The following is a 21,524-nucleotide window of genomic DNA, read 5'->3' on the forward strand; positions in this document are numbered from 1 at the left end:
GCTGGCTGGATCCTCTTCAACATCTTGGTAGCCGCTGCGCTGCCTGTGATCAGCGTTAAGCCCCAGGAGGGCGTATGGAAAGCGTGAAGCGTTATTGCATTTCGCAAATTGGGAGCGGCATGGAAGAAATGGAACAGGGGCCGTGGGTTGGAGCCGATGACTTCGACCGCGTGTCCGCCGAGAACCTGGCCCTACAGCAGCGCCTCACAGTGCAGGATCAGCGGGAGGACGACCAGAACCAGCGAATCGCCTCAATCGTCGGCAAGACAACCCAGTGCAAGGCGTGTGGCAGCGACAACCTTTTCTGGTTCGCGCACAACAAGAACCACAGCGTCGTTCAGAACAACCGTCTGAACACTAACGACGTGACCTGCTTGCTCGTGCTTGGCTGCGCGGACTGCTCCGAAACTCTTATGTCGGTAAGCGCGGACAGACTCGCCGAGCGCATGACCGCCGCCCTCAAACCGAACGCCGAGGCTGAAAGCCATGAGTGAGCACCGTCTAGACCTGATGGACTTGTTCCGCCGTGACATGGGGAGCTTGGAAGTCACAACGGCGCATCATGACGACAACTCTCACCCGTCGTTCAAGCGCGACCCGCTAACCTTCAAGTATGAGCACTCGACCTACCTCTTCAAGGTATGGATGGCCGGGCGCAACAGTGCAGGAATCCACAAACATGACCAATAAAACAATCACCCTGTCGCGGGAACTGGCCGAGCAAATCCTCAAGGAATTGACGTCCGGGGCAGTATCCATTGGCACGGGTGCGAAGCTGCGCGCCGCACTCGCGGACCCTGTGCCCCCTGTTGGCGGGGAGCCGGAAGTGTTGGGGTATCTTGACCACGCATCGACCTACTACCCAGGCCTTGAGTCCGTAGAACAGTACGGGCAAGGGCGAAACATGCGAGAACTGGTAGACCGAGCCCACGTTACCCGGCTACAGGCTGAGGTGTTCGAATTACGCACAGCCCTACAGGTGGCGAACAAGAACACTAAGCAGGTCATGGCGCAGCGTGACACGATCAGCGTCCAACTCTTCAAGGCCAACGATGACGCGCTTGAATACATGACCAAAATGAAACGGGCTCAGGCTGAGGTGGAAGAATGGAAGCTCCGCTGCCAGTACAACGCCGACACCGCACATGACCTGCAATCCGAACTGACCAAGGCGCGGGAGGTTGAGCACGACCTTCGCGACCGGAAAAACTCAATCGTTGCATTACGGCGGGAGCTGTCCAAGGCCCGCGAATGGCTCGGCGATGGCAAGAACGCCGACGGCCTGGCCCGTGAGCACTGGACGCCTGAATACGCCGCACTGATCGATCGCATCGACACAACTCTCAGCAAGTAACCCCTCCCCCTTCAAAGTCAGCCGCTATAGCGGCAAAGGACAGGTATTGCCCATGGAAATCCCAAAGGCTGGCCCGGACCACTTCCGCTACGTCGACACCATCGGGCCGGACGGCCTGACCGTGACGATGCAGACCTGGGTGGCATACGCCGAAACCCCAATGTGCTGGTATCTGCTGAGCGAGCAAGACCACGACCGCTTAACGCGCGGCTGGCTGAGTGAAGCAGGGGCAAAGAAAGCGCGGAAACGAGTGCTGAAGCACCAGTATTTCTCCTCAAGGTGCTTTGCCTACCCAGACAAAGAGCGAGCGTTGAACTCGTACAAGTGCCGCAAGGAGTGGCAGATCCGGCATGCCACGCTCTCACTGGAGCGCGCCAAGGCCGCCATCGGGTACTTCGGAGACTCGACTGTCACGGCGACGGATCCACCCAGCGAGGCCGTTATCCCGAGCGATTACATCCAAAACTCATTTGCTTGGGAATGACGCCATGATCCTCCCCCTGCTCTACATGGCCCACCTGATATATCGGGGGCCTAGGCCATGAACGCGCAAAACACGAAAGAATTTTACTCTGCCGACCAAGCTGCTGAGCATGCAGCCGAGTGGTGCAAGCGCAATCCAGCATGGCGCCGGATATGTGATATCCCGAATCACTCCGTGTTTTATAAAACCTACGACGAGATCCCGAAACGCGAGCGTGCCTACTGGGACGAGAACGGCGGCGAAGAATGCTGGCGTGAATTCGGAACCGCAGGAAGCAAGGTGCCTACCGGGTTCATCTCTGGAAAGGGCGAGTTTTTTGACCACGTGCTTAAAGTGCCCCTTCATCACAACATGATGATGGTGTTTCGCGTGGGCAGGAGATGGAGGCCATGAGTGATGCCCCTATCGAGCCGCAGGATTACATCTACGGCGTGAAGGTCGTGCAGATCGAAGACCTGCGCGTGGCCCGAGGATTAACACGGCGACCGGCATCCTCCTGCCGACACAAACAGCTGGTTTATGACCAAGGAGAGCGGCGCGTCTGGTGCCAAGACTGTGAAGCCGAGGTTGAGGCTTTTGATGCCTTCGTTGGAATAGTCGAGGTTTTCAGCGCCGGCATGAGCAAGCTGAATACTCGCCGACGGGAGCTGGCAGAAGCTGAACAGTTCCAGATCCGCAGCCGCGCCGCAAAGGTGATGGACGAAGCCTGGCGCAGCACGAAGATGGCGCCCCTCTGCCCTCACTGCATGACCGCAATCCTGCCCGAAGACGTCGCCGGCGGCGTAGCTAAAACCTCGAAGTCACTGGTTGTAGCAGCTCGCAAGCGCAAGCAGACCAATCCCACCTCCTAACCCCAATCCACCTACAGCCTGCCGGTGAACGGCGGGCGGAGGAATTCGTATGCCTGAAATTATGGATTACGACCCAAACCTAACCTGCTCAGGAAACATGGCCGTCCAGCGGGTTCGCCTGATCTTTGGCCTCTGGAAGTATCGCGCAGTGATCGAGGTTGATGTCGGCGGCAACTGCACCGGCCTGGACGTCATTGACTGCGCAGTCGGTAATGCCTACGAAACGCTTGAGCAGCGAGGCATCTACTGCAGCGAAGAAACCTACGCCGTGATGATGATGCCTGCGCTGGATGACCCGGAGTCGATCCTTGAATGCGGCGAGGAAGATCCCGAAGGTCGGAAGGGCGAGGACTGGCTGAAGGCAATGCTTATCTCGGCGGAAATAATCTCGATCACACCACGATAACCACCTTCTGCCGCCACGCGCGGCATGGAGCACACACATGGCAACTGCAGAACTGCACGGCCAGAAGATCAACCCGTTCGAGCAGGGTTACGCGGCGTTCCTCAAAGGAACCGACATCAAGCAGAACCCGTTCGAAACGGAAAACGACACGTCGCCCGCCTCCAAGCAGAAATGGACGGCCGGCTGGAACAAGGCGCAGCGCGACAAGGGGCAATCATCATGACGGCAGCCGAAAAGCTGGGCGATGAGTCCGGCCACGACAAGGTAACCGAGAAGCGAATGGCCGAACTGCTGGGCACCACACCGAAAGCACTGCAGCGCAAGCGAGAACGTAACATTATCCCCGCCAGCGTCTGGTCGAAGATTGACGGACGAATCATGTACAGCAAATGGAGGTATGACGAATGGCTAGAGAGCCAATGGAGCTGCCCACCGGAGTTGAGCTTGTCGGAAAGTCGATCCGGATCAGGTTCTCCTGGAACAAGAAGCGGCACTGCGAAACGCTCGCTCTCCCGCAAACCCCAAAGGGAATCGCAGCAGCCGAGGCTCTACGTGCTCAAGTGACGCAGCTGGCGAAGCTGGGCGCGCTGACACCGGAGAAATACCGAGAGCTGTTTCCTAACAGCCGAAGCGACTCGAATGGGCATATGCCGATCTTCTTCGACTATGCCCAGGACTGGCTGGACAGCCTTCAGATCGAGGACAGCACGCGGAAGAACTACCGTGGCACCATGCAAAACTACTGGGTCCCCTACCTGGCCCAGTATCCGCTCGACAAAATCACGCCGGTTCTGATGCGAAAGGTCGTCAACGCGATCACTTGGACATCGCCGATTCGCAGAAAAGGTGCGATCAGGCTTGTCACTGGGATGCTATCCCAGGCGGTGAAGGACGAACTGATCCTCAGGAACCCGGCCAACTCTATCCCACCAACCAGGGTCATCAAGCGAGAAATCGACCCATTCAGTCGTGAGGAAGCGGATGACTTGATCGCCAAGCTGTACGAAGTGACGAGCGGCTTGCAATCGATTTATGCGTGTTTTTTTGAGTTTTCTTTCTATACAGGAATGCGTCCAGGCGAGGCGATGGCCCTGCGCTGGAGCGAGGTTGATACGCGCTCGAAGCGCGCCAAGGTGTGCCGTATCAGGCTGTACGGCAAGATCAAGGAGAGGACCAAGACGAAGGTGTCGCGGGAAGTTTTATTGAACGATCGAGCGTTACAAGCACTCGAAAAAGCCAGACCTCTTACGGCGGCGCGCTCTGATTACGTTTTCGCGCCGGAAGGTTCGGGTGAAAGATCAGAGCTGTACATCCGTTCCGAAACAGGGGCTAAGCGCTATTGGTTGGCAGCGCTGCGCAAGTCGGGCATTCGATATCGCCGGATGTACGACACCAGGCACACCTACGCAACGATGTGCCTGATGTCAGGAATGAACCCGGCGTTCATCGCTGCTCAGCTCGGACACAGCGTCCAGGTGTTGCTTTCAACCTATGCCAAGTGGATCAGTTCCTCGAGTGATTTCGCGGAGCTTGAAAAGCTGGATTTGCCGAAAAACGGTACAAATTTGGTACTTGATTCGAGGTAGATGCGCCTAGACCCAGCAAACACAAGGCCTTTTGGAATATGTGCGGATTAGCTGGAGAGTTACGTTTCGATCAACAACCTGCGGACCTTGCGGCCGTAGAGCGAATCACCCATCACTTGGCCCCTCGCGGCCCCGACGCGTGGGGGTTCCATAGCCAGGGACCGATTGCCCTCGGCCATCGTCGCCTGAAGATCATGGACCTCTCCGACGGCTCGGCGCAGCCGATGATCGACAATCAATCGGGCCTGTCACTGGCATTCAACGGTGCGATCTACAACTACCCGGAACTGCGCGCCGAACTCGAAGGCCTGGGCTACACCTTCCATTCCGGCGGCGACACCGAAGTGCTGCTCAAGGGTTATCACGCCTGGGGCGAAGCCCTGCTGCCCAAGCTCAACGGCATGTTTGCCTTCGCCATCTGGGAACGCGACGCCAAGCGGCTGTTCATCGCCCGCGACCGTCTCGGCGTGAAGCCGCTGTACCTGTCGCGTAACGGCCAACGCCTGCGCTTTGCCTCGGCTTTGCCAGCGCTGCTCAAGGGCGGTGACATCAATCCGGTGCTCGACCCGGTAGCCCTCAATCATTATCTGAATTTCCATGCCGTCGTCCCGGCGCCGCGCACCCTGTTGGCGGGCATCGAGAAACTGCCGCCCGCGACGTGGATGCGCATCGAAGCGGATGGCACCACGGAGCAGAAAACCTGGTGGACGCTGCCCTACGGCCCACGCGCCGACGAGCAGAATCTGAAGCTGGAAGACTGGATCGAGCGCGTGCTCGACAGCACCCGCGAAGCCGTTGCCATTCGCCAGCGCGCCGCCGTCGATGTCGGTGTGTTGCTCTCCGGCGGCGTGGATTCGAGCATGCTTGTGGGCTTGTTGCGCGAAGTGGGCGTCGAAGACCTGTCCACATTCTCCATCGGCTTCCAGGACGCCGGCGGCGAGCGCGGTGACGAGTTCCAGTATTCGGATTTGATCGCCAAGCACTACGGCACCCGGCACCACCAGTTGCGCATCGATGAAAAAGAAATCATCGAACAACTGCCCGCGGCATTCCGCGCCATGAGCGAGCCGATGGTCAGCCACGATTGCATCGCCTTCTACCTGCTGTCGCGGGAAGTGGCCAAGCATTGCAAAGTGGTGCAAAGCGGCCAGGGCGCCGACGAACTGTTCGCCGGTTATCACTGGTATCCCCAAGTGGACGGCGCCAGCGACCCGTATGCCGCCTATCGCGCGGCCTTCTTCGACCGCAGCTACGAAGAGTACGCCGCTACCGTGCAGCCCAAATGGCTGATGGCCAACGACGCGGCCGGTGACTTCGTCAAGGAACATTTCGCCCAACCGGGCGCCGATGCCGCAGTCGACAAGGCCCTGCGCCTGGACAGCACCGTGATGCTGGTGGACGACCCGGTCAAACGCGTGGACAACATGACCATGGCCTGGGGCCTGGAAGCGCGCACGCCGTTCCTCGACTACCGGCTGGTGGAGCTTTCAGCCCGAGTGCCAGCTGAATTCAAGCTGCCCGATGGCGGCAAGCATGTGCTCAAGGAAGCAGCTCGCCGGGTGATTCCGAGCGAGGTCATCGACCGCAAGAAAGGCTATTTTCCGGTGCCGGGCCTCAAGCATCTGGAAGGCAACACGCTGGCCTGGGTTCGTGAGTTGCTGCTGGATCCGAGCCAGGATCGTGGCTTGTTCAACCCGACCATGCTCGACCGTTTGTTGACCGACCCCAATGGCCAGCTGACGCCCCTGCGCGGTTCGAGGCTGTGGCAATTGGCGGCGCTGAACCTGTGGCTCAGCGAGCAAGGAATCTGAAATCATGAAACCCCACCCGACCCTTCACAACCAACGACTGTTGCGCGGCCAGCCACCGTCCTATGAACGCCTGCAAGCACGCCTGGCCGAAGACGGCAGCGAGCTGGGCGCCGACCCGATCGCGGTGCACTGTGGCTGGGGCCGATTGCTGATCGGCCATACCTTCCCGGACCCGGCGAGCCTGGCCCGGGAACTGCTCAACGAACAACCCGGCGAACGCGACATTGCCTTGTACGTCGCCGCGCCCCAGCAAGTGCTCGGGCTGGAACCGGCGCATCTGTTCCTCGATCCGTCGGACACCCTGCGCCTGTGGTTCAGTGACTACCGACAAGCCACGCGGGTGTTTCGCGGTTTTCGGATTCGCCGGGCCCAGGGCGATTCCGACTGGCAAGCCATCAACCAGCTTTACCAGGCCCGCGCTATGCTGCCCATTGATCCCCAGCGATTGACCCCGCGCCATCAGGGCGGCCCGGTGTACTGGCTGGCCGAAGACGACGACAGCGGCGCGGTGATCGGCAGCGTCATGGGCCTCAATCACCAGAAGGCCTTCAATGACCCGGAAAACGGCAGCAGCCTCTGGTGCCTGGCGGTGGACCCGCAGTGCTCGCGCCCCGGTGTTGGCGAAGTGCTGGTGCGTCATCTTATCGAGCACTTCATGAGCCGAGGCTTGAGCTACCTCGACCTGTCAGTGCTACACAACAATCGCTTGGCGAAGAACCTCTACGCCAAACTTGGCTTTCGCAACCTCTCGACCTTCGCCATCAAGCGCAAGAACGGCATCAACCAGCCGCTGTTCCTCGGGCCTGGTCCCGAGGCGGAATTCAATCCATACGCGCGAATCATTGTCGATGAGGCGCACCGTCGCGGCATCGAAGTTCAGGTGGATGATGCCGAGGCCGGGCTGTTCACCCTGGTGCATGGCAGCCGACGGATCCGCTGCCGGGAATCGCTGAGCGACTTGACCAGCGCCATCAGCATGACCTTGTGCCAGAACAAGAGCCTGACCCATAAAGTGTTGAAGAACGCTGGCCTGAATTTGCCGGCCCAACAGCTGGCAGGCAATGCCGACGACAACCTGGCGTTTCTCGATGAGCACGAGCGCGTGGTGGTCAAGCCGCTGGACGGTGAACAAGGCCAGGGCGTGGCGGTGGACCTTCGGACTATCGAAGAGGTACAGGACGCCATCGAAGCGGCGCGCAAATTCGACAGCCGCGTGCTGCTGGAAAGCTTCCATGAGGGCCTGGACCTGCGAATCGTGGTGATCGGCTTTGAAGTGGTGGCAGCGGCCATCCGACGACCGGCGGAAGTGATCGGTGACGGCCAACACAGCATCGGCGCGCTGATCGAAGCCCAGAGCCGCCGACGCCAGGCTGCCACAGGAGGCGAAAGCAAGATTCCGATGGACGCCGAGACCGAACGCACGTTGCGTGCGGCCGGCTACGACTATGACAGCGTGTTGCCCGCGGGCGAGCATCTGTTCGTGCGTCGTACTGCGAACCTTCACACCGGCGGCGTGCTGGAAGACGTGACCGGCATTCTTCATCCGACCCTGAACGATGCCGCCGTACGAGCCGCGCGGGCGCTGGACATTCCCATGGTCGGTCTGGACCTGCTCGTGCCTGCGGCCGATCAGCCGGAGTACGTGTTCATCGAAGCCAACGAGCGCGCCGGCCTGGCCAACCACGAACCGCAACCTACCGCCGAACGCTTTGTGGATATGTTGTTTCCCCATAGCCAGGCGGCGGTCTGAAATATCTCTCTGACAGATCGTTCCCACGCTCCGCGTGGGGATGCCTCAAGGGACGCTCCGCGTCCAGGTGACGCAGAGCGCCACGGGCTGCATTCCCACGCTGAGCGTAGGAACGATCATGCGTCATCCAACTTAACGTTCCGTGAGGAGTTTCCATGATCAGTAAAATTCCCGAACCGGATCTCGAATACCTGCAAAAAGTCCTGCTGGAAATGCTCGCCATTCCCAGCCCCACCGGTTTCACCGACACCATCGTGCGGTATGTCGCCGAGCGACTCGAAGAGCTGGGCATCCCGTTCGAAATGACCCGGCGCGGGACGATTCGCGCCACTCTCAAGGGCCGCCAGAACAGCCCTGACCGGGCCGTGTCGGCGCACCTGGACACCATTGGTGCCTCGGTTCGAGCCATCAAGGACAACGGCCGCCTGACGCTGGCCCCGGTAGGTTGCTGGTCCAGTCGGTTTGCCGAGGGCAGCCGGGTCAGCCTGTTTACCGACACAGGCGTCATCCGCGGCAGTGTGTTGCCGTTGATGGCGTCCGGGCACGCGTTCAACACTGCGGTGGATGAAATGCCCATCAGTTGGGACCACATCGAACTGCGCCTGGACGCCTACTGCACCACCCGCGCCGATTGCGAAACACTGGGGGTCGGTATCGGCGATTACGTCGCCTTCGACCCGTTGCCGGAATTCACCGAAAGTGGCCATATCAGCGCCCGACACCTGGATGACAAGGCTGGGGTTGCCGCGTTGCTGGCAGCGCTCAAGGCCATTGTCGACAGCGGCGAAGAGTTGCTGATCGACTGTCACCCACTCTTCACCATCACCGAGGAAACCGGCAGCGGCGCGGCGGCGGCATTGCCCTGGGACGTCAGTGAGTTCGTCGGGATCGACATCGCTCCGGTCGCACCCGGTCAGCACTCCAGCGAACATGCGGTGAGCGTGGCGATGCAGGATTCCGGAGGCCCCTACGACTATCATCTGTCGCGCCACCTGTTGAAGTTGGCCCGCGAGAACGAGTTGCCGGCGCGCCGCGACCTGTTCCGCTACTACTTCAGCGACGCCCACTCGGCCATCACCGCCGGCCACGACATCCGCACCGCCCTGCTCGCTTTCGGCTGCGACGCCACCCATGGCTATGAGCGCACCCACATCGACAGCCTGGCCGCACTGAGCCGCTTGCTGGGCGCGTATATCCTCAGTCCACCGGTGTTTGCCAGCGACGCGCAACCCGCCCAGGGATCGCTGGACCGCTTCAGCCACCAGATCGAACACGATGCGCAGATGGAAAGCGATACCCGCGTGCCGTCAGTCGACAGCCTGATCGGGCAGCGTTCGGATCAGTGATCCGGCTTCAAGCATTAAGGGATATCACTGGAACAGCCGTCGCGAAGCCCAGGCTAGCCGCGACGGCCTATCCACCGTAGCATCCGCCTCATTGTTTAGCGGAGCCCTACAATGCTGATCCCTTACGACCAACTCGAAGTCGACACGCTCACCCGCCTGATCGAGGATTTCGTCACCCGCGATGGGACTGACAATGGCGACGATACGCCTTTGGAGACGCGAGTCCTGCGGGTCAGGCAGGCCCTGACCAAAGGCCAGGCCATGATTGTCTTCGACCCCGAGAGCGAACAGTGCCAACTGATGCTCAAGCATGACGTGCCCAAGCACCTATTCGACTGAACAGGCCTTGCGTGCGGCCTGGGCCTTTTTTCTCTGGATCTTGTCGTAGATTTCCGAGCGATGGACGTCGACGTGCCGAGGCGCCTCCACGCCGAAACGCACGGTGCTGCCGCTGATCGACAGCACACGGACGGAAATGTCGTCACCTATGGAAATCAATTCACCTACAGCGCGGCTTAGTACGAGCATGGCTCTTGTCCTTAAGAATGTCTGGACCTAGACCATGCCCGGCCTGTTTTCTGTGCACAAGGTACCGGCGGGAATTCAGTAACCCCCTACAAACAAAACTCCGGTGGCTGAAGGAAACGTCCTGCAAAACCCGGTCAGGCACCGGGTCAATTCAAGGACCGGAGAACCGCGGCCCGAACAGAATCACACCCGCGCCCAACACGCAGAGCGCCACGCCAATCCAGTCGGAACCCAGCGGCCGGGCACGCTCCACGACGGCCAGCCAGCCAATGGAAGCGATGATATAAATTCCCCCGTAGGCGGCATACGCACGACCGGCGTACGTCGCTTCGATGCGGGTCAGCAAGAGGGCGAACAGCGTCAGGCTGAGCAGCGCCGGCCCGATCCACCAGGCGCTCTTGCCTTGGCGCAACCACATCCAGAAGGCGTAGCAGCCAGCGATTTCAAAGAGTGCGGCGAGAAAAAACCACAAATAGTTGAGCATGGAGCAGTCCATCAGGAAGGCACGAGCGCGCCATCCTGAGGACATTGGAGCATGGGGTCAACCCTGGTTCTGACGGGCTTTGGCGCGCATCTTGTCAGCCATGGCCGTCATTTCGTCATACAGCAGTTTGGGATTCTTTTGCTTGGTGGCCCACGCCATGCGCCCCTGCTCATGGGGCAGGATCATGAACTCGCCTTGGGCGACGTGCTGGTAGATGTAATCGGCGATGTCGGCGGCGCTGATGGGCGAGCTTTCCAGCAATTTGCCGACTTGGGCTTTCATGGCCGGGGTCGGGCCGCGGAACGAGTCCAGCAGGTTGGTCTGGAAGAATGACGGGCAGACCACATGCACGCCAATCTCCTGCTGCGCCAGCTCGATCAGCAGGCTCTCCGACAGCGCCACCACACCGGCCTTGGCCACGTTGTAGTTGCTCATGGCGGGGCCCTGCATCAGCGCAGCCATGGAAGCGATGTTGATGATCTTCCCACGGCTTTTTTCCAGCAGCGGCAGGAACGCCTTGCAGCCCTTGACCACGCCCATCAGGTTGATCGCGATTTGCCAGTCCCAATCCTCCAGGGACAGTTCGCTGAAGAACCCGCCTGAAGCTACGCCGGCATTGTTGACGATGATGTCGATGCCGCCGAGTTTTTCCTCGCAGGCCTGGGCAAACGCCGTGAGCTGGCTGTAGTCGCGCACATCGCAGCGCTGGACAAAGCCGTCGCCGCCTGCGGCGCGCACCAGCTTGAGGGTTTCCAGCAGGCCAGGCTCGCTGACATCGGACAAGGCCAGGCGCCAGCCTTCGCGGGCCCAGCGCAGCGCGATTTCGCGACCCAGGCCAGAGCCGGCACCAGTGATCATCATGCGATTTTGCATAGGGAAACAGCCTTGTTGTTCCGGGAGAGATGGGCCGAGTGTAGCGAAGGCGCCGGCCGGACCCACGCTCCATCAGATTGCTGAATGGCGGGGGCAAACCGCAGGCGGTTTAGAGGTCTTGACCTGAAACCTGCGGGCGCCAAAGTGATGCGTTATGGCAACAACAAAAAACATTGAATTTTTTACAGGACGTTACGGTCGGACTTATTAAGCCGCCCGGATTTAATGCATGCGCGCTGGCAGTTAAAAGTTACATCACTCCAGAACTGACCAATAAGGAAATCAACAATGGGCACTATTCTAATCATCATCCTGATCCTCCTGCTGATCGGTGGCCTGCCGGTCTTCCCGCACTCCAGAAGTTGGGGTTATGGCCCGTCCGGTATCATCGGCGTAGTACTGGTGGTGCTGTTGGTCCTGCTGTTACTCGGCAAGATATAAATACCAGGCGCAAAAAAAGAGGCCCTTTCGGGCCTCTTTTTTTATGGGTCGCCGATATCAGTCCGGCTTGCCGTCTATAACGCCTGCGGTGTTATCCATCAGGCTCTTGGTCGCGGTTTGCAGGAACGATTCGAGCTTGAGTTTCATCTCGGCCGTTTCCGGTGCATCCGGAATGACTTCTGCACGCGGAGTGGCGCCCAGTTCGTAGCGATACATCTTCGGCGCCATTTCCTTCTCCCTTGGCAGCACGAGGATCTTGTCGTCGCGGATGATCGCCGTGGTCTGCTCGCTGCCCGACGGCTTGATCACGCCAAACCCGGTATCGCCCGCCGGCAAGTTCAACAGGTCGCGGCCCCAGCACTGGTTGCGTACCTGGCCACCGAGCCGCCCCATGATGGTCGGAACGATATCGACCTGGGTGCCCACGGTGTGGTTGCGCTGGCCGAACTTCTCCTGTATGCCCGGCCCGATCAGCAGCATAGGCACGTTGAAACGACCCAAGTCCATTTCGGTGATCTGGCGCTCGTTGCCAAAGCCATGGTCACCGACCACGACGAACAGGGTTTCCTTGAAGTAAGGCTCCTTGCGCGCCTTCTCGAAGAACTGGCCCAGCGCCCAATCGGAGTAACGCATGGCGGTCAGGTGTTCGTTCAAGCTGCCACGGTCAGTGACCGGCTCGACTGGCAACGGTGTCGGCAGCGCGTACGGCGTGTGGTTGGACAGGGTTTGCAGCAAGGCATAGAACGGCTTGCCGTTTTCCCGCGCCTTGAGCTCGATCAGGCCACGATCGAACATGTCCTGGTCGGACACACCCCAGGTCGGGTCGGAGAACACCGGGTTCACATAGTCATTGCGCCCGATGAAGTTGGTCATGCCCTGGCTGCTGAAGAAGCCTGACTGGTTGTCCCAGGCAAAATCGCCGTTGTAGACATACACGTCGTCGTATTCACGCGCGCTGAGCAACTGTGGCAGGCCCGACAGCTTGTGGCTGCCTTCCGGCGTCTGCATCAGGTATTCGAAGCCCGGCAGGTTCGGGAAACACGCCATGGTGGCGAACATGCCCTGGTGAGTGTGGGTGCCGTTGGAGAAGAAGCGGTCGAACAGCAAGCCTTCCTTGGACAGTTTGTCCAGGTAAGGCGTGATGTTGCCCGGCGCGCCCAAGGCGCCCACCGAGTGACCGGCCATGCTTTCCATGAGGATCACCACCACGTTCTTGATCGGCAGCGTCTTGTCGGCCGGCGGCGTGTAGTCGCGGCGCACGGCGGCCGTCTCGGTATCCACCAGTTTGTCGTCGGGCATCACCAGCATGTCGCGAACGGTCTGTTGTGCCAGCGGTTGCTCGAGGGTGGCTTTCCAGATGTTGTCGCGGTCTTCGGACATCCGGCTCTTGGCCGCCGCCACCAGCGACAACGTGCCGTTGAGGCCCAATTGGTTGGCGAAGTTCGAATCCGTGGTGTAGACGTCGCCCCAACGCAGCGGCGGGCCTTGGCGCAGGGTGCCACGCGCAGCGGCCACCGCCACCACCAAGCAGATCATGAACACCGCGACACGTCCGTACCACGGGGCGATCTGGCGTGTGCCGATGCTGCCTCCGCTGAAAGGCCCACGCGGCCGGGTGGCGCGATCGGCGCCCTTGAACGCCAGGCTCATGAGCAGGGTGCCGCCGACCCAGGCCAGCAGGTAACGCACTACCGGGAAACCGTACCAAAGCATGCTCGCCACGGTTTTCGGGTCTTCCTTCACATACTGGAAGACCAGGCCGTTGAGGCGCTGGTGGAACTCACGGTAGAAGTCCATTTCCATCAGGCCGAGGAACAGCGCGATGCTGGAGGTGACGGTCAGCCAGAAACGAAAGAATCCACGCGCCGCCATCGCCCGCGCGCTGAACAAAGCCAGCAGCAGCGGAATGCAGAGATAGACCACCAGGCGCAAGTCGAAACGCAGGCCGTTGGCAAATGCTTCAACGAAGGTGGAGGCTGGGGTGTCGAGGATCATTTCGCGGTTATAGACCAGCAGCGCAACGCGCAGCAGGCTCAGCATGACCATCATCACCAAGGCACAGAGCAACGTATAGGCCAGGTGCGATTTGACGGTCGGTTGCAGCAGGCGATGCGTGGTGCGCTGCTGACTCAGGGCGTCCGGGATTGCCATGTCGTTTAGGGACCTATTGGAATTGGAGGAACAGAAAAGAACAACGGCGCGCCCTCTGTTGGCCAATGACAGGCCCGGGGCTTTCGCGAAAGCGCAAATCTTGCACCAACGGCCATGGCATTGCCATTAAATAACCGCGGCGCTAAAAGCGCGTGGGATTGTCCGCAAGGTTTCGTGAAAATTTCGTTCAATGAATATCTGGAAACACAAAAGCGCCCGTTCTCTGGAGTCGAGCATCGTTGTGGCAAGGGGATTTATCCCCTCGCCACAGCGATTTTCATTGAATCAGTCGTTGCTCGGCTTATTGATCGACTGCAACACATATTGCGGCATGGCAAAGGCGCCGATATGGATCTCGGGGTTGTAGTAGCGGGTGACGATGCCGCTGCCGATGAAACGCTCGCGCAGGGTTTCACGCGACAACTTGCGATAGGCAGGATCAGTCGCGCCCCAAGCAAAGGTCATGGCGCCGCCAATGTAGGTCGGCACGGCCGCCTGGTAGAAATGCCAGTCGGCGAACAAACCGTGCAGGCGTCCGGCGGTGGTCTGCACTTCGCCCAGCTGCATGAATGGCGTGCCGTTCTGGGTCACCAGGATGCCACCTTCGTTCAGGCAGCGATGGCACGCCTGGTAGAAGTTTTCCGAAAACAGCACCTCGCCAGGACCGATCGGATCGGTGGAGTCGGAAATGATGACGTCGAATTTTTCCTGGGTGGTGGCGACAAAACGCATGCCGTCGTCGATCACCAGGTTCAGGCGTGGGTCGTCGTAGGCCCCCTTGGAGTGGTTGGGCAGGAACTCCTTGCACATGTCCACCACCGTGCCGTCGATCTCGACCATGGTGATGTGCTCGATGCCGATGTGCTTGGTCACTTCGCGCAGCATGCCGCCGTCGCCACCACCGATGATCAGCACGCGCTTGACCGCGCCATGGGCCAGGATAGGCACGTGGGTCAGCATCTCGTGGTAGATGAATTCATCGGCTTCGGTGGTCTGGATCACACCGTCCAGGGCCATGACCCGGCCCATGCGCGGGTTTTCAAAGATCACCAGGTGCTGGTGCTCGGTGCGCACCTCATGCAGCAGCTTGTCCATGCGAAAACGCTGGCCGTAGCCTTCGTAGAGGGTTTCCAGGTAATCGCCGGTCGGGGTGGTCGTCATGGTCAGGTGCTCCGATAAATACGCGGTTGGCCAATGAGGCTCGCAAAGGCGCGCATTCTACGACGCTGGGGATGACAGGTCGAACCTTCTACTGTCTGACGCCGCAACGCAGCGTTACCGATCGTTCCCACGCTCTGCGTGGGAATGCATCCAGTGACGCTCTGCGTCACAGAGGACGCGGAGCGTCCCGGGGCGGCATTCCCACGCGGAGCGTGGGAATGATCGCAGTCGTCAGTTGAATTTGCGTCCGAGCCCCGCCGGCACACCCTCGATGGTGGTCTCTTCCCATGGCCCGTTCGGGCTGACGGAGCGGCTCCAGCCGTTGTTCCAGCGGTAATAGGTGCGCTGGCGGTAGAAGGTGTTGGTCTGGTTATCCAGGACATAAACCCCGAGCTTGGCATCCCAGTGGCTGTTGCCACCCGGTGGCGGGGCGAAGCTGGCGGAGGTGCGCGGCACTGGTTTGGCCGGTTTGTTCGGGGTTACAGGTTTGCCAGGCGCGGTCGACGGCACCGGCTTGGTGGTCGGTGTCGACGGCGGAATGGGCGGTAACGGCGTCGAAGGCTCCGGTGGGCGCTGAACCGCACAAGCGCTCAGGCCCAGGACGAGCGTAAGCAGGGTCATACGAGCGATGGCGGTCATGGTGCGAGTTCCTGTCATTGGTCCGGACTGTCGATGGTCAATTGTTGCAGCGCGGTGGTACTGCTCGCCAAGGGTTGGCTGCGACCGATCCACTCGCCGGCGGTCGGTTGACCGGCCCGGGAGATGCGCGCCACCAGTTGGACTTCGGGGAAGTTGGACAGTTTCAGTTGCGGCATCATCGCATCGGCGTCGCCCAGCTCGACGTTGGCCGGCAGGTCGGCGACGGTCAGGCGCTTGGCCGCCAGCGGCGCCGGCGGACCGGAAACGGCGCGGGCGAAGATGAACACGCTGTCGCCCGGTTGCACCTTGGCCTTGAGGGCCGGATCCAGGTCGACACGCACCTTGAGCAGCGCCGCAGCCTTGGTCGCTGGCGCCTGAGCGACCTTGCCGCCACTGGCCTTGAGCTTCTCGCTGGCGCGGGTAATGCCGCCCTGCAATGCTTCACGGGACTTGTCGCCTTCAGGCAATTGCGCCAGCAGGCGCCCCCAATAATCGATCGCTTCCTGATAGCGCTCGCCTTCGAACGCGGCAATCCCCAACAGCCCGAGGCTGGTGACTTCCTTCGGATCGAGCTTCAGCGCTTCGTCGGTCAGGGCCTGGACCTTGTCCGACCATTTCTTGCCGTCGGCGAAATACTGCGCCTGGGCCCACTGGCCCAGCAGCTCGGGTTGACGACCGGCCACCGCCACGGTGCGCTCGAAGATCTTCGCCGCGTCCGCCGGCCGGTCCTGCGCCATGTAAGTCCGACCGAGGAAATACAGGCCCTCGGCGGAGTCCGGTTGTGCCGCCACGGCGCGCTCCAGGCGCAAGGTCATTTCTTCCATCGACTGCGGCGCCTGGGCGAACTCACGGGTCAGCTCGACCTTGTCGCTGGCGCCAAAATGCAGGTACAGCGCCAGGCCCAATATCGGCACCAGCACAGCAGCGAGCAGTGGCAACGGCTTGCCCAAGCGGGATTCACGCGGCGCATCGGCGCCTTCGGTGTCGGCGAGCAGTTCCCGCGCGGCCTCGGCGCGGCCAGTGTCCAGTTGCGCGGCGTTGAGCACGCCCTCCTCCCGCTCGGCCTGCAGTTCGGCGACGCGCTCTTGGTACAGCGCCACGTTCAGCGCGGTGCGGTCTTCTTCCAACTGGGCGCGGCGACCGCGCAACACAGGAATCAACAGGAAACTCAGGGCAACCAGGAGGAGCAGACCTGCGGCGAGCCAGAAATCAATCATGCTTGGTTTTTTCCAACAGTTGGTCGAGGCGCTGGCGCTCTTCGACAGAAAGCGTGTCCGGGTCGGCGCTGCGCTGGACCCGGCGGCGACGCACGATCACCGCAATGACGACCAAACCACCCAGCAGCAGCCCGGCCGGGCCGAACCAGAGCAGCGCGGTCTTGGAGGACAGGGCCGGGTTGTAGCGCACGAACTCACCGTAGCGATCAACCATGAAATCGATGATCTGCTGGTTGTCCTTGCCCTCGCCGAGCATGCGGAAGATTTCCCTGCGCAGGTCGGTGGCAATTGGAGCATTGGAGTCGGCGATGTCCTGGTTCTGGCATTTGGGGCAGCGCAGTTCCTTGGTCAGTTCGCGAAACCGCTCGCGTTCACCCTCGTTAGCGAACTCATAGGTGTCGATGGCGGCGTGAGCCACGCCGGCCAGGCTCAAGCCAAGAACGACGGCAGCTAACCAGCGCTTCATGGCTTGGCCTCATCCACCAGGGCCTGATACTTGGCCGCCAGTTTCTCGCGCCAGACCTGTTCGTCGATCACGCCGACAAACTTGTCGCGAATGATGCCCTTGGCGTCGATGAAGAACGTTTCCGGCGCGCCATAGACGCCCAGGTTCAGGCCGAGGGTGCCTTCTTCGTCGCGGATGTCCAATTGATAAGGGTTGTGGAACTCGGCCAGCCACTTGAGGGCATCGGCGTTGACGTCCTTGTAGTTGACGCCGTAGATCACCACGCCGTTCTGGGCCAGTTTGTTCAGCACCGGGTGCTCGACCCGGCAGGAAATGCACCAGGTGCCCCAGACATTGACCAGCGCCGGCTTGCCCAGCAGGTCGGCGCGGGTCAGGGTCTTGTCACCTTGCACGGAGGGCAAGGAAAACTCCGGGAACGGCTTGCCGATCATCGCCGAGGGCAACTCGCTCGGATTCAGATACAGCCCACGGTACAAAAACACCGCCATCAACAGGAACAGCGCCAGCGGCAACACCATCAACCAACGTTTCATGCAGTGGCTCCATTCACACCCAGGGCTTCACGCACCCGAGCTTTCACCTTGACTCGATAACGCCGGTCCAGCGCCGCCAGCACCCCACCCAAGCCGGTGAGCAAGCCACCGAACCAGATCCAGCGCACGAACGGCTTGACGTGGACCCGCACCGCCCACGCGCCATCACCCAGGGATTCGCCCAGCGCCACGTAAAGATCGCGGGTGAAACCGGCATCGATCCCGGCTTCGGTCATGACCGAGTTCTGCACGGTGTAGAGGCGTTTTTCCGGATGCAGCACGGTGATTTCCTGGCCGTTGCGAATGACCCGCACGGTGGCTTTGTCGGAGGTGAAGTTCGGGCCTTCGAAGTGTTTGGCGCCCTCGAAGACGAACTGATAACCGCCCAGGTCCATGGACTCGCCCGGCGCCAGGCGCAGGTCGCGCTCGGCGCTGTTCTGGCTGGACAACACCACGCCCAAGGCACAGACGGCGATGCCCAAGTGAGCGATCTGCATGCCCCAATAACTGCGGGTCAGCGTCGGCAGGCCCTTGATCAGGCCTTTGTGGCGGGTCTTGTCGAAGATGTCCCGCACACCGGCCAGCAACACCCAGGCCGCCAGCGCAAACGTTGCCAGCACCGCCCAGTTGAAGTCGCCATAGGCAACGCCAGCCACCACGGCCAGGGCAGCCGTGCCCAGCAGCACCGGTGTCAACATGCCTACCAGCCATTTCACCGGCGTGTCTTTCCAGCGCACCAGCATGCCGACCGCCATCACCACCATCAGGATCGCCATCAGCGGGATGAACAACGCGTTGAAGTACGGCGGGCCGACCGACAGCTTGGCCCCGGACAATGCGTCGAGCACCAGCGGGTACAACGTCCCCAGCAGGATCATCGACGCCGCCACCACCAACACCAGGTTGTTGCCCAGCAGCAGGGTTTCCCGTGACCAGAGGTTAAAGCCAACCTGACTCTTCACCACCGGGGCACGCAGGGCGAACAGGGTCAGCGAACCACCGACCACGAACAGCAGGAACATCAGGATGAACACACCGCGCTCAGGGTCCGAGGCAAAGGCATGCACCGACGTCAGCACGCCGGAACGCACCAGGAACGTGCCCAACAGGCTCAAGGAGAAGGCCGCGATGGCCAGCAACACGGTCCAGCTCTTGAATACGCCGCGCTTTTCGGTAACGGCCAAGGAGTGGATCAACGCCGTACCGACCAGCCATGGCATGAACGAGGCGTTTTCCACCGGGTCCCAGAACCACCAGCCGCCCCAACCGAGCTCGTAGTAGGCCCACCACGAACCGAGGGTGATGCCGATGCCGAGGAAGGCCCAGGCAACGATGGTCCACGGGCGCGACCAGCGAGCCCAGGCCGCATCGAGGCGACCCCCGAGCAACGCGGCGATGGCGAAGGCGAAGGCCACGGAGAATCCGACGTAGCCCATGTAGAGCATCGGTGGATGGACAATCAGGCCGATGTCCTGGAGCAACGGATTGAGGTCGCGACCGTCCATTGGCACTTGCGGCAGGATGCGCTCGAACGGGTTGGAGGTGACGATCAGGAACAGCAGGAAACCGATGCTGATCATGCCCATGATCGCCAGCACGCGGGCGAGCATCACTTGCGGCAATTGCCGGGAGAACACCGAGACCGCAAAGGTCCAGCCGGCGAGAATCAACGCCCAGAGCAACAGCGACCCTTCGTGAGCGCCCCACACCGCGCTGAACTTGTAGTACCAGGGCAAGGCACTGTTGGAGTTGCTGGCGACATAGGCCACGGAAAAATCATCGGCCATGAACGCGTAGGTCAGGCAACCGAAGGAAAACAGCATGAACGCGAACTGCCCCCATGCCGCCGGCTGGGCCAGGCTCATCCACAAACGGTCGCCACGCCAGGCACCGAGCAACGGCACCACTGCCTGCACCACGGAAAAACACAAGGCCAGGATCATCGCCAGGTGGCCCAACTCGGGAATAAAGAGACCGGTCATCGATCAACCCTCCTTCACGGGAGCGGGCGCCGACTGGCCGCTGTCTTTCAAGGCCTTGGTCACTTCCGGCGGCATGTATTTCTCGTCGTGCTTGGCCAGCACTTCATCGGCCACTACCACGCCGTCGGCGTTGATCTTGCCCAGGGCGACGATGCCTTGCCCTTCGCGGAACAGGTCCGGCAGGATCCCGCGATAGGTGATGGTCACGGTCTTGTTGAAGTCGGTGACGTTGAACTTCACGTCCAGTGAATCGCCAGAGCGCACCAACGAGCCCTGTTCCACCATGCCGCCGGCGCGGATGCGGGTGTCCTCGGGCGCTTCGCCGTTGGCAATCTGGGTCGGCGTGTAGAACAGGTTGATGTTTTGCTGCAAAGCGCTCAGGGCCAGGCCGACCGCAGCGCCGACCCCGACGAGGATCGCAAGGATGATGACAAGACGTTTTTTGCGCAGCGGATTCACTGACCGTTCTCCCGGCGCAGACGACGCGCCTCTTGTTGCAGATACCGCTTGCGGGCCAGGATCGGCGCCGCCACGTTGAGGGCCAGCACCGCCAGGCAAATGCCATAGGCTGACCAGACATACAGGCCATGATGGCCCATGGCGAGGAAATCGCCGAATGACGCGAAACTCATCGAGCGGCCTCCAGGCTGTTCTGTACTTCGGCCTTCACCCAGCTGGCCCGGGCTTCGCGCTTGAGCACTTCGAGGCGCATGCGCAGCAACAGCACCGCGCCGAAGAAACAGTAGAAACCCAGCGCTGTCAGCAACAGCGGCAGCCACATCTCCACCGGCATCGCCGGTTTTTCCGTGAGGGTGAACGTCGCGCCCTGGTGCAAGGTGTTCCACCATTGCACCGAGTATTTGATGATCGGGATGTTGATCACGCCGACAATCGCCAGCACCGCGCAGGCCTTGGCGGCGCTATCACGATTGCTGATGGCGTTGCCCAGCGCAATAAGACCGAAGTACAGGAACAGCAGGATCAGCATCGACGTCAGTCGTGCATCCCAGACCCACCACGAGCCCCAGGTCGGCTTGCCCCAGATCGCCCCGGTGACCAGCGCCACGGCAGTCATCCAGGCGCCGATGGGCGCGGCGCATTGCAAGGCGACGTCGGCCAGTTTCATCTTCCACACCAGCCCGACCACACCGCATACCGCCAGCATTACGTAGATGGACTGGGCCAGCATCGCCGTCGGAACATGGATGTAAATGATCCGAAAGCTGTTGCCTTGCTGGTAGTCCGGCGGCGCGAAGGCCAGGCCCCAGACCAGGCCGATGCCGATCAGCAACAGGGCGGCGACGCTCAGCCAAGGCAGCATTTTGCCGCTGATGCCGTAGAACCATTTGGGTGAGCCGAGCTTATGAAACCAGGTCCAGTTCATTGCAGTTTCCATCACGGTCGCGGCTCGCCATCACGAGTCGCCAGGTCGGCCTTTACTTCAAGAAGAAGTGGTCAGTT

The 21,524-nt window shown here is 60.9% G+C and carries 27 protein-coding genes; 14 read left to right on the plus strand and 13 right to left on the minus strand.

Annotated elements, in window-relative coordinates:
• The first annotated feature begins 74 nt into the window (after positions 1–74).
• From HU742_RS26825 to HU742_RS18370, 13 genes are all read left to right on the plus strand, one after another.
• Positions 75–494 carry a hypothetical protein gene (locus tag HU742_RS26825; RefSeq protein WP_189664297.1) on the plus strand — a complete coding sequence of 140 codons (420 nt, stop codon included), beginning with the start codon at positions 75–77 and terminating at the stop codon, positions 492–494.
• The gene (locus HU742_RS18315; protein ID WP_186643032.1) at positions 487–690 is read left to right on the plus strand and encodes a hypothetical protein; all 204 of its coding nucleotides are present in this window, start codon (positions 487–489) and stop codon (positions 688–690) included. Before HU742_RS26825 ends, HU742_RS18315 begins: the two co-directional genes overlap by 8 nt.
• Complete coding sequence (locus HU742_RS18320; protein ID WP_186643031.1) at positions 680–1,354, plus strand: hypothetical protein; 675 nt, start codon at positions 680–682, stop codon at positions 1,352–1,354. The genes HU742_RS18315 and HU742_RS18320 overlap by 11 nt, the downstream gene beginning before the upstream one ends.
• Before the next feature lie 52 nt (positions 1,355–1,406).
• Entirely contained in the window at positions 1,407–1,838 is a 432-nt protein-coding gene (locus HU742_RS18325; RefSeq protein WP_186643030.1) for a hypothetical protein, read from the plus strand.
• A gap of 57 nt (positions 1,839–1,895) precedes the next feature.
• Complete coding sequence (locus HU742_RS18330) at positions 1,896–2,231, plus strand: hypothetical protein (RefSeq protein WP_186643029.1); 336 nt, start codon at positions 1,896–1,898, stop codon at positions 2,229–2,231.
• Positions 2,228–2,689 carry a hypothetical protein gene (locus tag HU742_RS18335; RefSeq protein ID WP_186643028.1) on the plus strand — a complete coding sequence of 154 codons (462 nt, stop codon included), beginning with the start codon at positions 2,228–2,230 and terminating at the stop codon, positions 2,687–2,689. Before HU742_RS18330 ends, HU742_RS18335 begins: the two co-directional genes overlap by 4 nt.
• 49 nt (positions 2,690–2,738) lie before the next feature.
• On the plus strand, positions 2,739–3,095 hold the full coding sequence (locus HU742_RS18340) for a DUF5406 family protein (RefSeq protein ID WP_186643027.1): 357 nt from the start codon (positions 2,739–2,741) through the stop codon (positions 3,093–3,095).
• A gap of 37 nt (positions 3,096–3,132) precedes the next feature.
• Entirely contained in the window at positions 3,133–3,318 is a 186-nt protein-coding gene (locus HU742_RS18345; RefSeq protein ID WP_186643026.1) for a hypothetical protein, read from the plus strand.
• A 181-nt stretch (positions 3,319–3,499) separates the two neighbouring features.
• On the plus strand, positions 3,500–4,681 hold the full coding sequence (locus tag HU742_RS18350) for a tyrosine-type recombinase/integrase (protein WP_186643025.1): 1,182 nt from the start codon (positions 3,500–3,502) through the stop codon (positions 4,679–4,681).
• A gap of 38 nt (positions 4,682–4,719) precedes the next feature.
• Positions 4,720–6,492 carry an N-acetylglutaminylglutamine amidotransferase gene (locus HU742_RS18355; protein ID WP_186643024.1) on the plus strand — a complete coding sequence of 591 codons (1,773 nt, stop codon included), beginning with the start codon at positions 4,720–4,722 and terminating at the stop codon, positions 6,490–6,492.
• A gap of 4 nt (positions 6,493–6,496) precedes the next feature.
• Entirely contained in the window at positions 6,497–8,242 is a 1,746-nt protein-coding gene (gene ngg / locus HU742_RS18360) for an N-acetylglutaminylglutamine synthetase (RefSeq protein ID WP_186643023.1), read from the plus strand.
• Positions 8,243–8,397: 155 nt separating this feature from the next.
• Positions 8,398–9,588: an osmoprotectant NAGGN system M42 family peptidase gene (locus HU742_RS18365; RefSeq protein WP_189664296.1), complete on the plus strand. Its 1,191-nt coding sequence runs from the start codon at positions 8,398–8,400 to the stop codon at positions 9,586–9,588.
• A 111-nt stretch (positions 9,589–9,699) separates the two neighbouring features.
• The gene (locus HU742_RS18370) at positions 9,700–9,927 is read left to right on the plus strand and encodes a YheU family protein (RefSeq protein WP_047226285.1); all 228 of its coding nucleotides are present in this window, start codon (positions 9,700–9,702) and stop codon (positions 9,925–9,927) included.
• Here HU742_RS18370 and csrA read toward each other — a convergent pair.
• The 3 genes from csrA to HU742_RS18385 all read right to left on the minus strand — a co-directional run bounded on the left by csrA (position 9,916) and on the right by HU742_RS18385 (position 11,473).
• Positions 9,916–10,116, minus strand: a complete 201-nt coding sequence (gene csrA / locus HU742_RS18375; RefSeq protein WP_186610467.1) for a carbon storage regulator CsrA — start codon at positions 10,114–10,116, stop codon at positions 9,916–9,918. The genes HU742_RS18370 and csrA overlap by 12 nt on opposite strands.
• 151 nt (positions 10,117–10,267) lie before the next feature.
• Positions 10,268–10,600: a YnfA family protein gene (locus HU742_RS18380; RefSeq protein ID WP_186637099.1), complete on the minus strand. Its 333-nt coding sequence runs from the start codon at positions 10,598–10,600 to the stop codon at positions 10,268–10,270.
• Between the two features lie 57 nt (positions 10,601–10,657).
• Entirely contained in the window at positions 10,658–11,473 is an 816-nt protein-coding gene (locus HU742_RS18385; RefSeq protein WP_186643022.1) for an SDR family oxidoreductase, read from the minus strand.
• Between the two features lie 288 nt (positions 11,474–11,761).
• On the opposite strand from HU742_RS18385, the gene HU742_RS18390 reads away from it, so the two are divergent.
• Entirely contained in the window at positions 11,762–11,914 is a 153-nt protein-coding gene (locus HU742_RS18390) for a DUF3309 family protein (protein WP_003183939.1), read from the plus strand.
• Positions 11,915–11,971: 57 nt separating this feature from the next.
• Here HU742_RS18390 and HU742_RS18395 read toward each other — a convergent pair whose 3' ends face one another.
• The 10 genes from HU742_RS18395 to HU742_RS18440 all read right to left on the minus strand — a co-directional run bounded on the left by HU742_RS18395 (position 11,972) and on the right by HU742_RS18440 (position 21,447).
• Positions 11,972–14,065 (minus strand): LTA synthase family protein, encoded by a 2,094-nt coding sequence (locus HU742_RS18395; protein WP_186643021.1) that lies wholly within the window; start codon positions 14,063–14,065, stop codon positions 11,972–11,974.
• 285 nt (positions 14,066–14,350) lie between these two features.
• Positions 14,351–15,226, minus strand: a complete 876-nt coding sequence (speE, locus tag HU742_RS18400) for a polyamine aminopropyltransferase (protein ID WP_186610463.1) — start codon at positions 15,224–15,226, stop codon at positions 14,351–14,353.
• 231 nt (positions 15,227–15,457) lie between these two features.
• A complete protein-coding gene (locus HU742_RS18405; RefSeq protein WP_186610462.1) occupies positions 15,458–15,865 on the minus strand; it encodes a hypothetical protein in 408 nt (135 codons plus the stop codon).
• A 14-nt stretch (positions 15,866–15,879) separates the two neighbouring features.
• Positions 15,880–17,082, minus strand: a complete 1,203-nt coding sequence (gene ccmI, locus HU742_RS18410; protein WP_186643020.1) for a c-type cytochrome biogenesis protein CcmI — start codon at positions 17,080–17,082, stop codon at positions 15,880–15,882.
• Positions 17,075–17,548, minus strand: a complete 474-nt coding sequence (locus tag HU742_RS18415; protein ID WP_186637118.1) for a cytochrome c-type biogenesis protein — start codon at positions 17,546–17,548, stop codon at positions 17,075–17,077. The genes ccmI and HU742_RS18415 overlap by 8 nt, the downstream gene beginning before the upstream one ends.
• The gene (locus HU742_RS18420) at positions 17,545–18,081 is read right to left on the minus strand and encodes a DsbE family thiol:disulfide interchange protein (protein WP_186643019.1); all 537 of its coding nucleotides are present in this window, start codon (positions 18,079–18,081) and stop codon (positions 17,545–17,547) included. Before HU742_RS18420 ends, HU742_RS18415 begins: the two co-directional genes overlap by 4 nt.
• Positions 18,078–20,063 (minus strand): heme lyase CcmF/NrfE family subunit, encoded by a 1,986-nt coding sequence (locus HU742_RS18425; protein WP_186637122.1) that lies wholly within the window; start codon positions 20,061–20,063, stop codon positions 18,078–18,080. Before HU742_RS18425 ends, HU742_RS18420 begins: the two co-directional genes overlap by 4 nt.
• Positions 20,064–20,066: 3 nt before the next feature.
• A complete protein-coding gene (gene ccmE, locus HU742_RS18430; protein WP_186637124.1) occupies positions 20,067–20,522 on the minus strand; it encodes a cytochrome c maturation protein CcmE in 456 nt (151 codons plus the stop codon).
• Complete coding sequence (ccmD, locus tag HU742_RS18435; protein WP_007939192.1) at positions 20,519–20,695, minus strand: heme exporter protein CcmD; 177 nt, start codon at positions 20,693–20,695, stop codon at positions 20,519–20,521. The genes ccmE and ccmD overlap by 4 nt, the downstream gene beginning before the upstream one ends.
• Positions 20,692–21,447, minus strand: coding sequence for a heme ABC transporter permease (locus HU742_RS18440; protein ID WP_186637126.1), 756 nt, complete (start codon positions 21,445–21,447; stop codon positions 20,692–20,694). Before HU742_RS18440 ends, ccmD begins: the two co-directional genes overlap by 4 nt.
• Positions 21,448–21,524: the final 77 nt, after the last annotated feature.

This window comes from Pseudomonas marvdashtae, from assembly GCF_014268655.2.
GTDB classification, from domain to species: domain Bacteria; phylum Pseudomonadota; class Gammaproteobacteria; order Pseudomonadales; family Pseudomonadaceae; genus Aquipseudomonas; species Aquipseudomonas marvdashtae.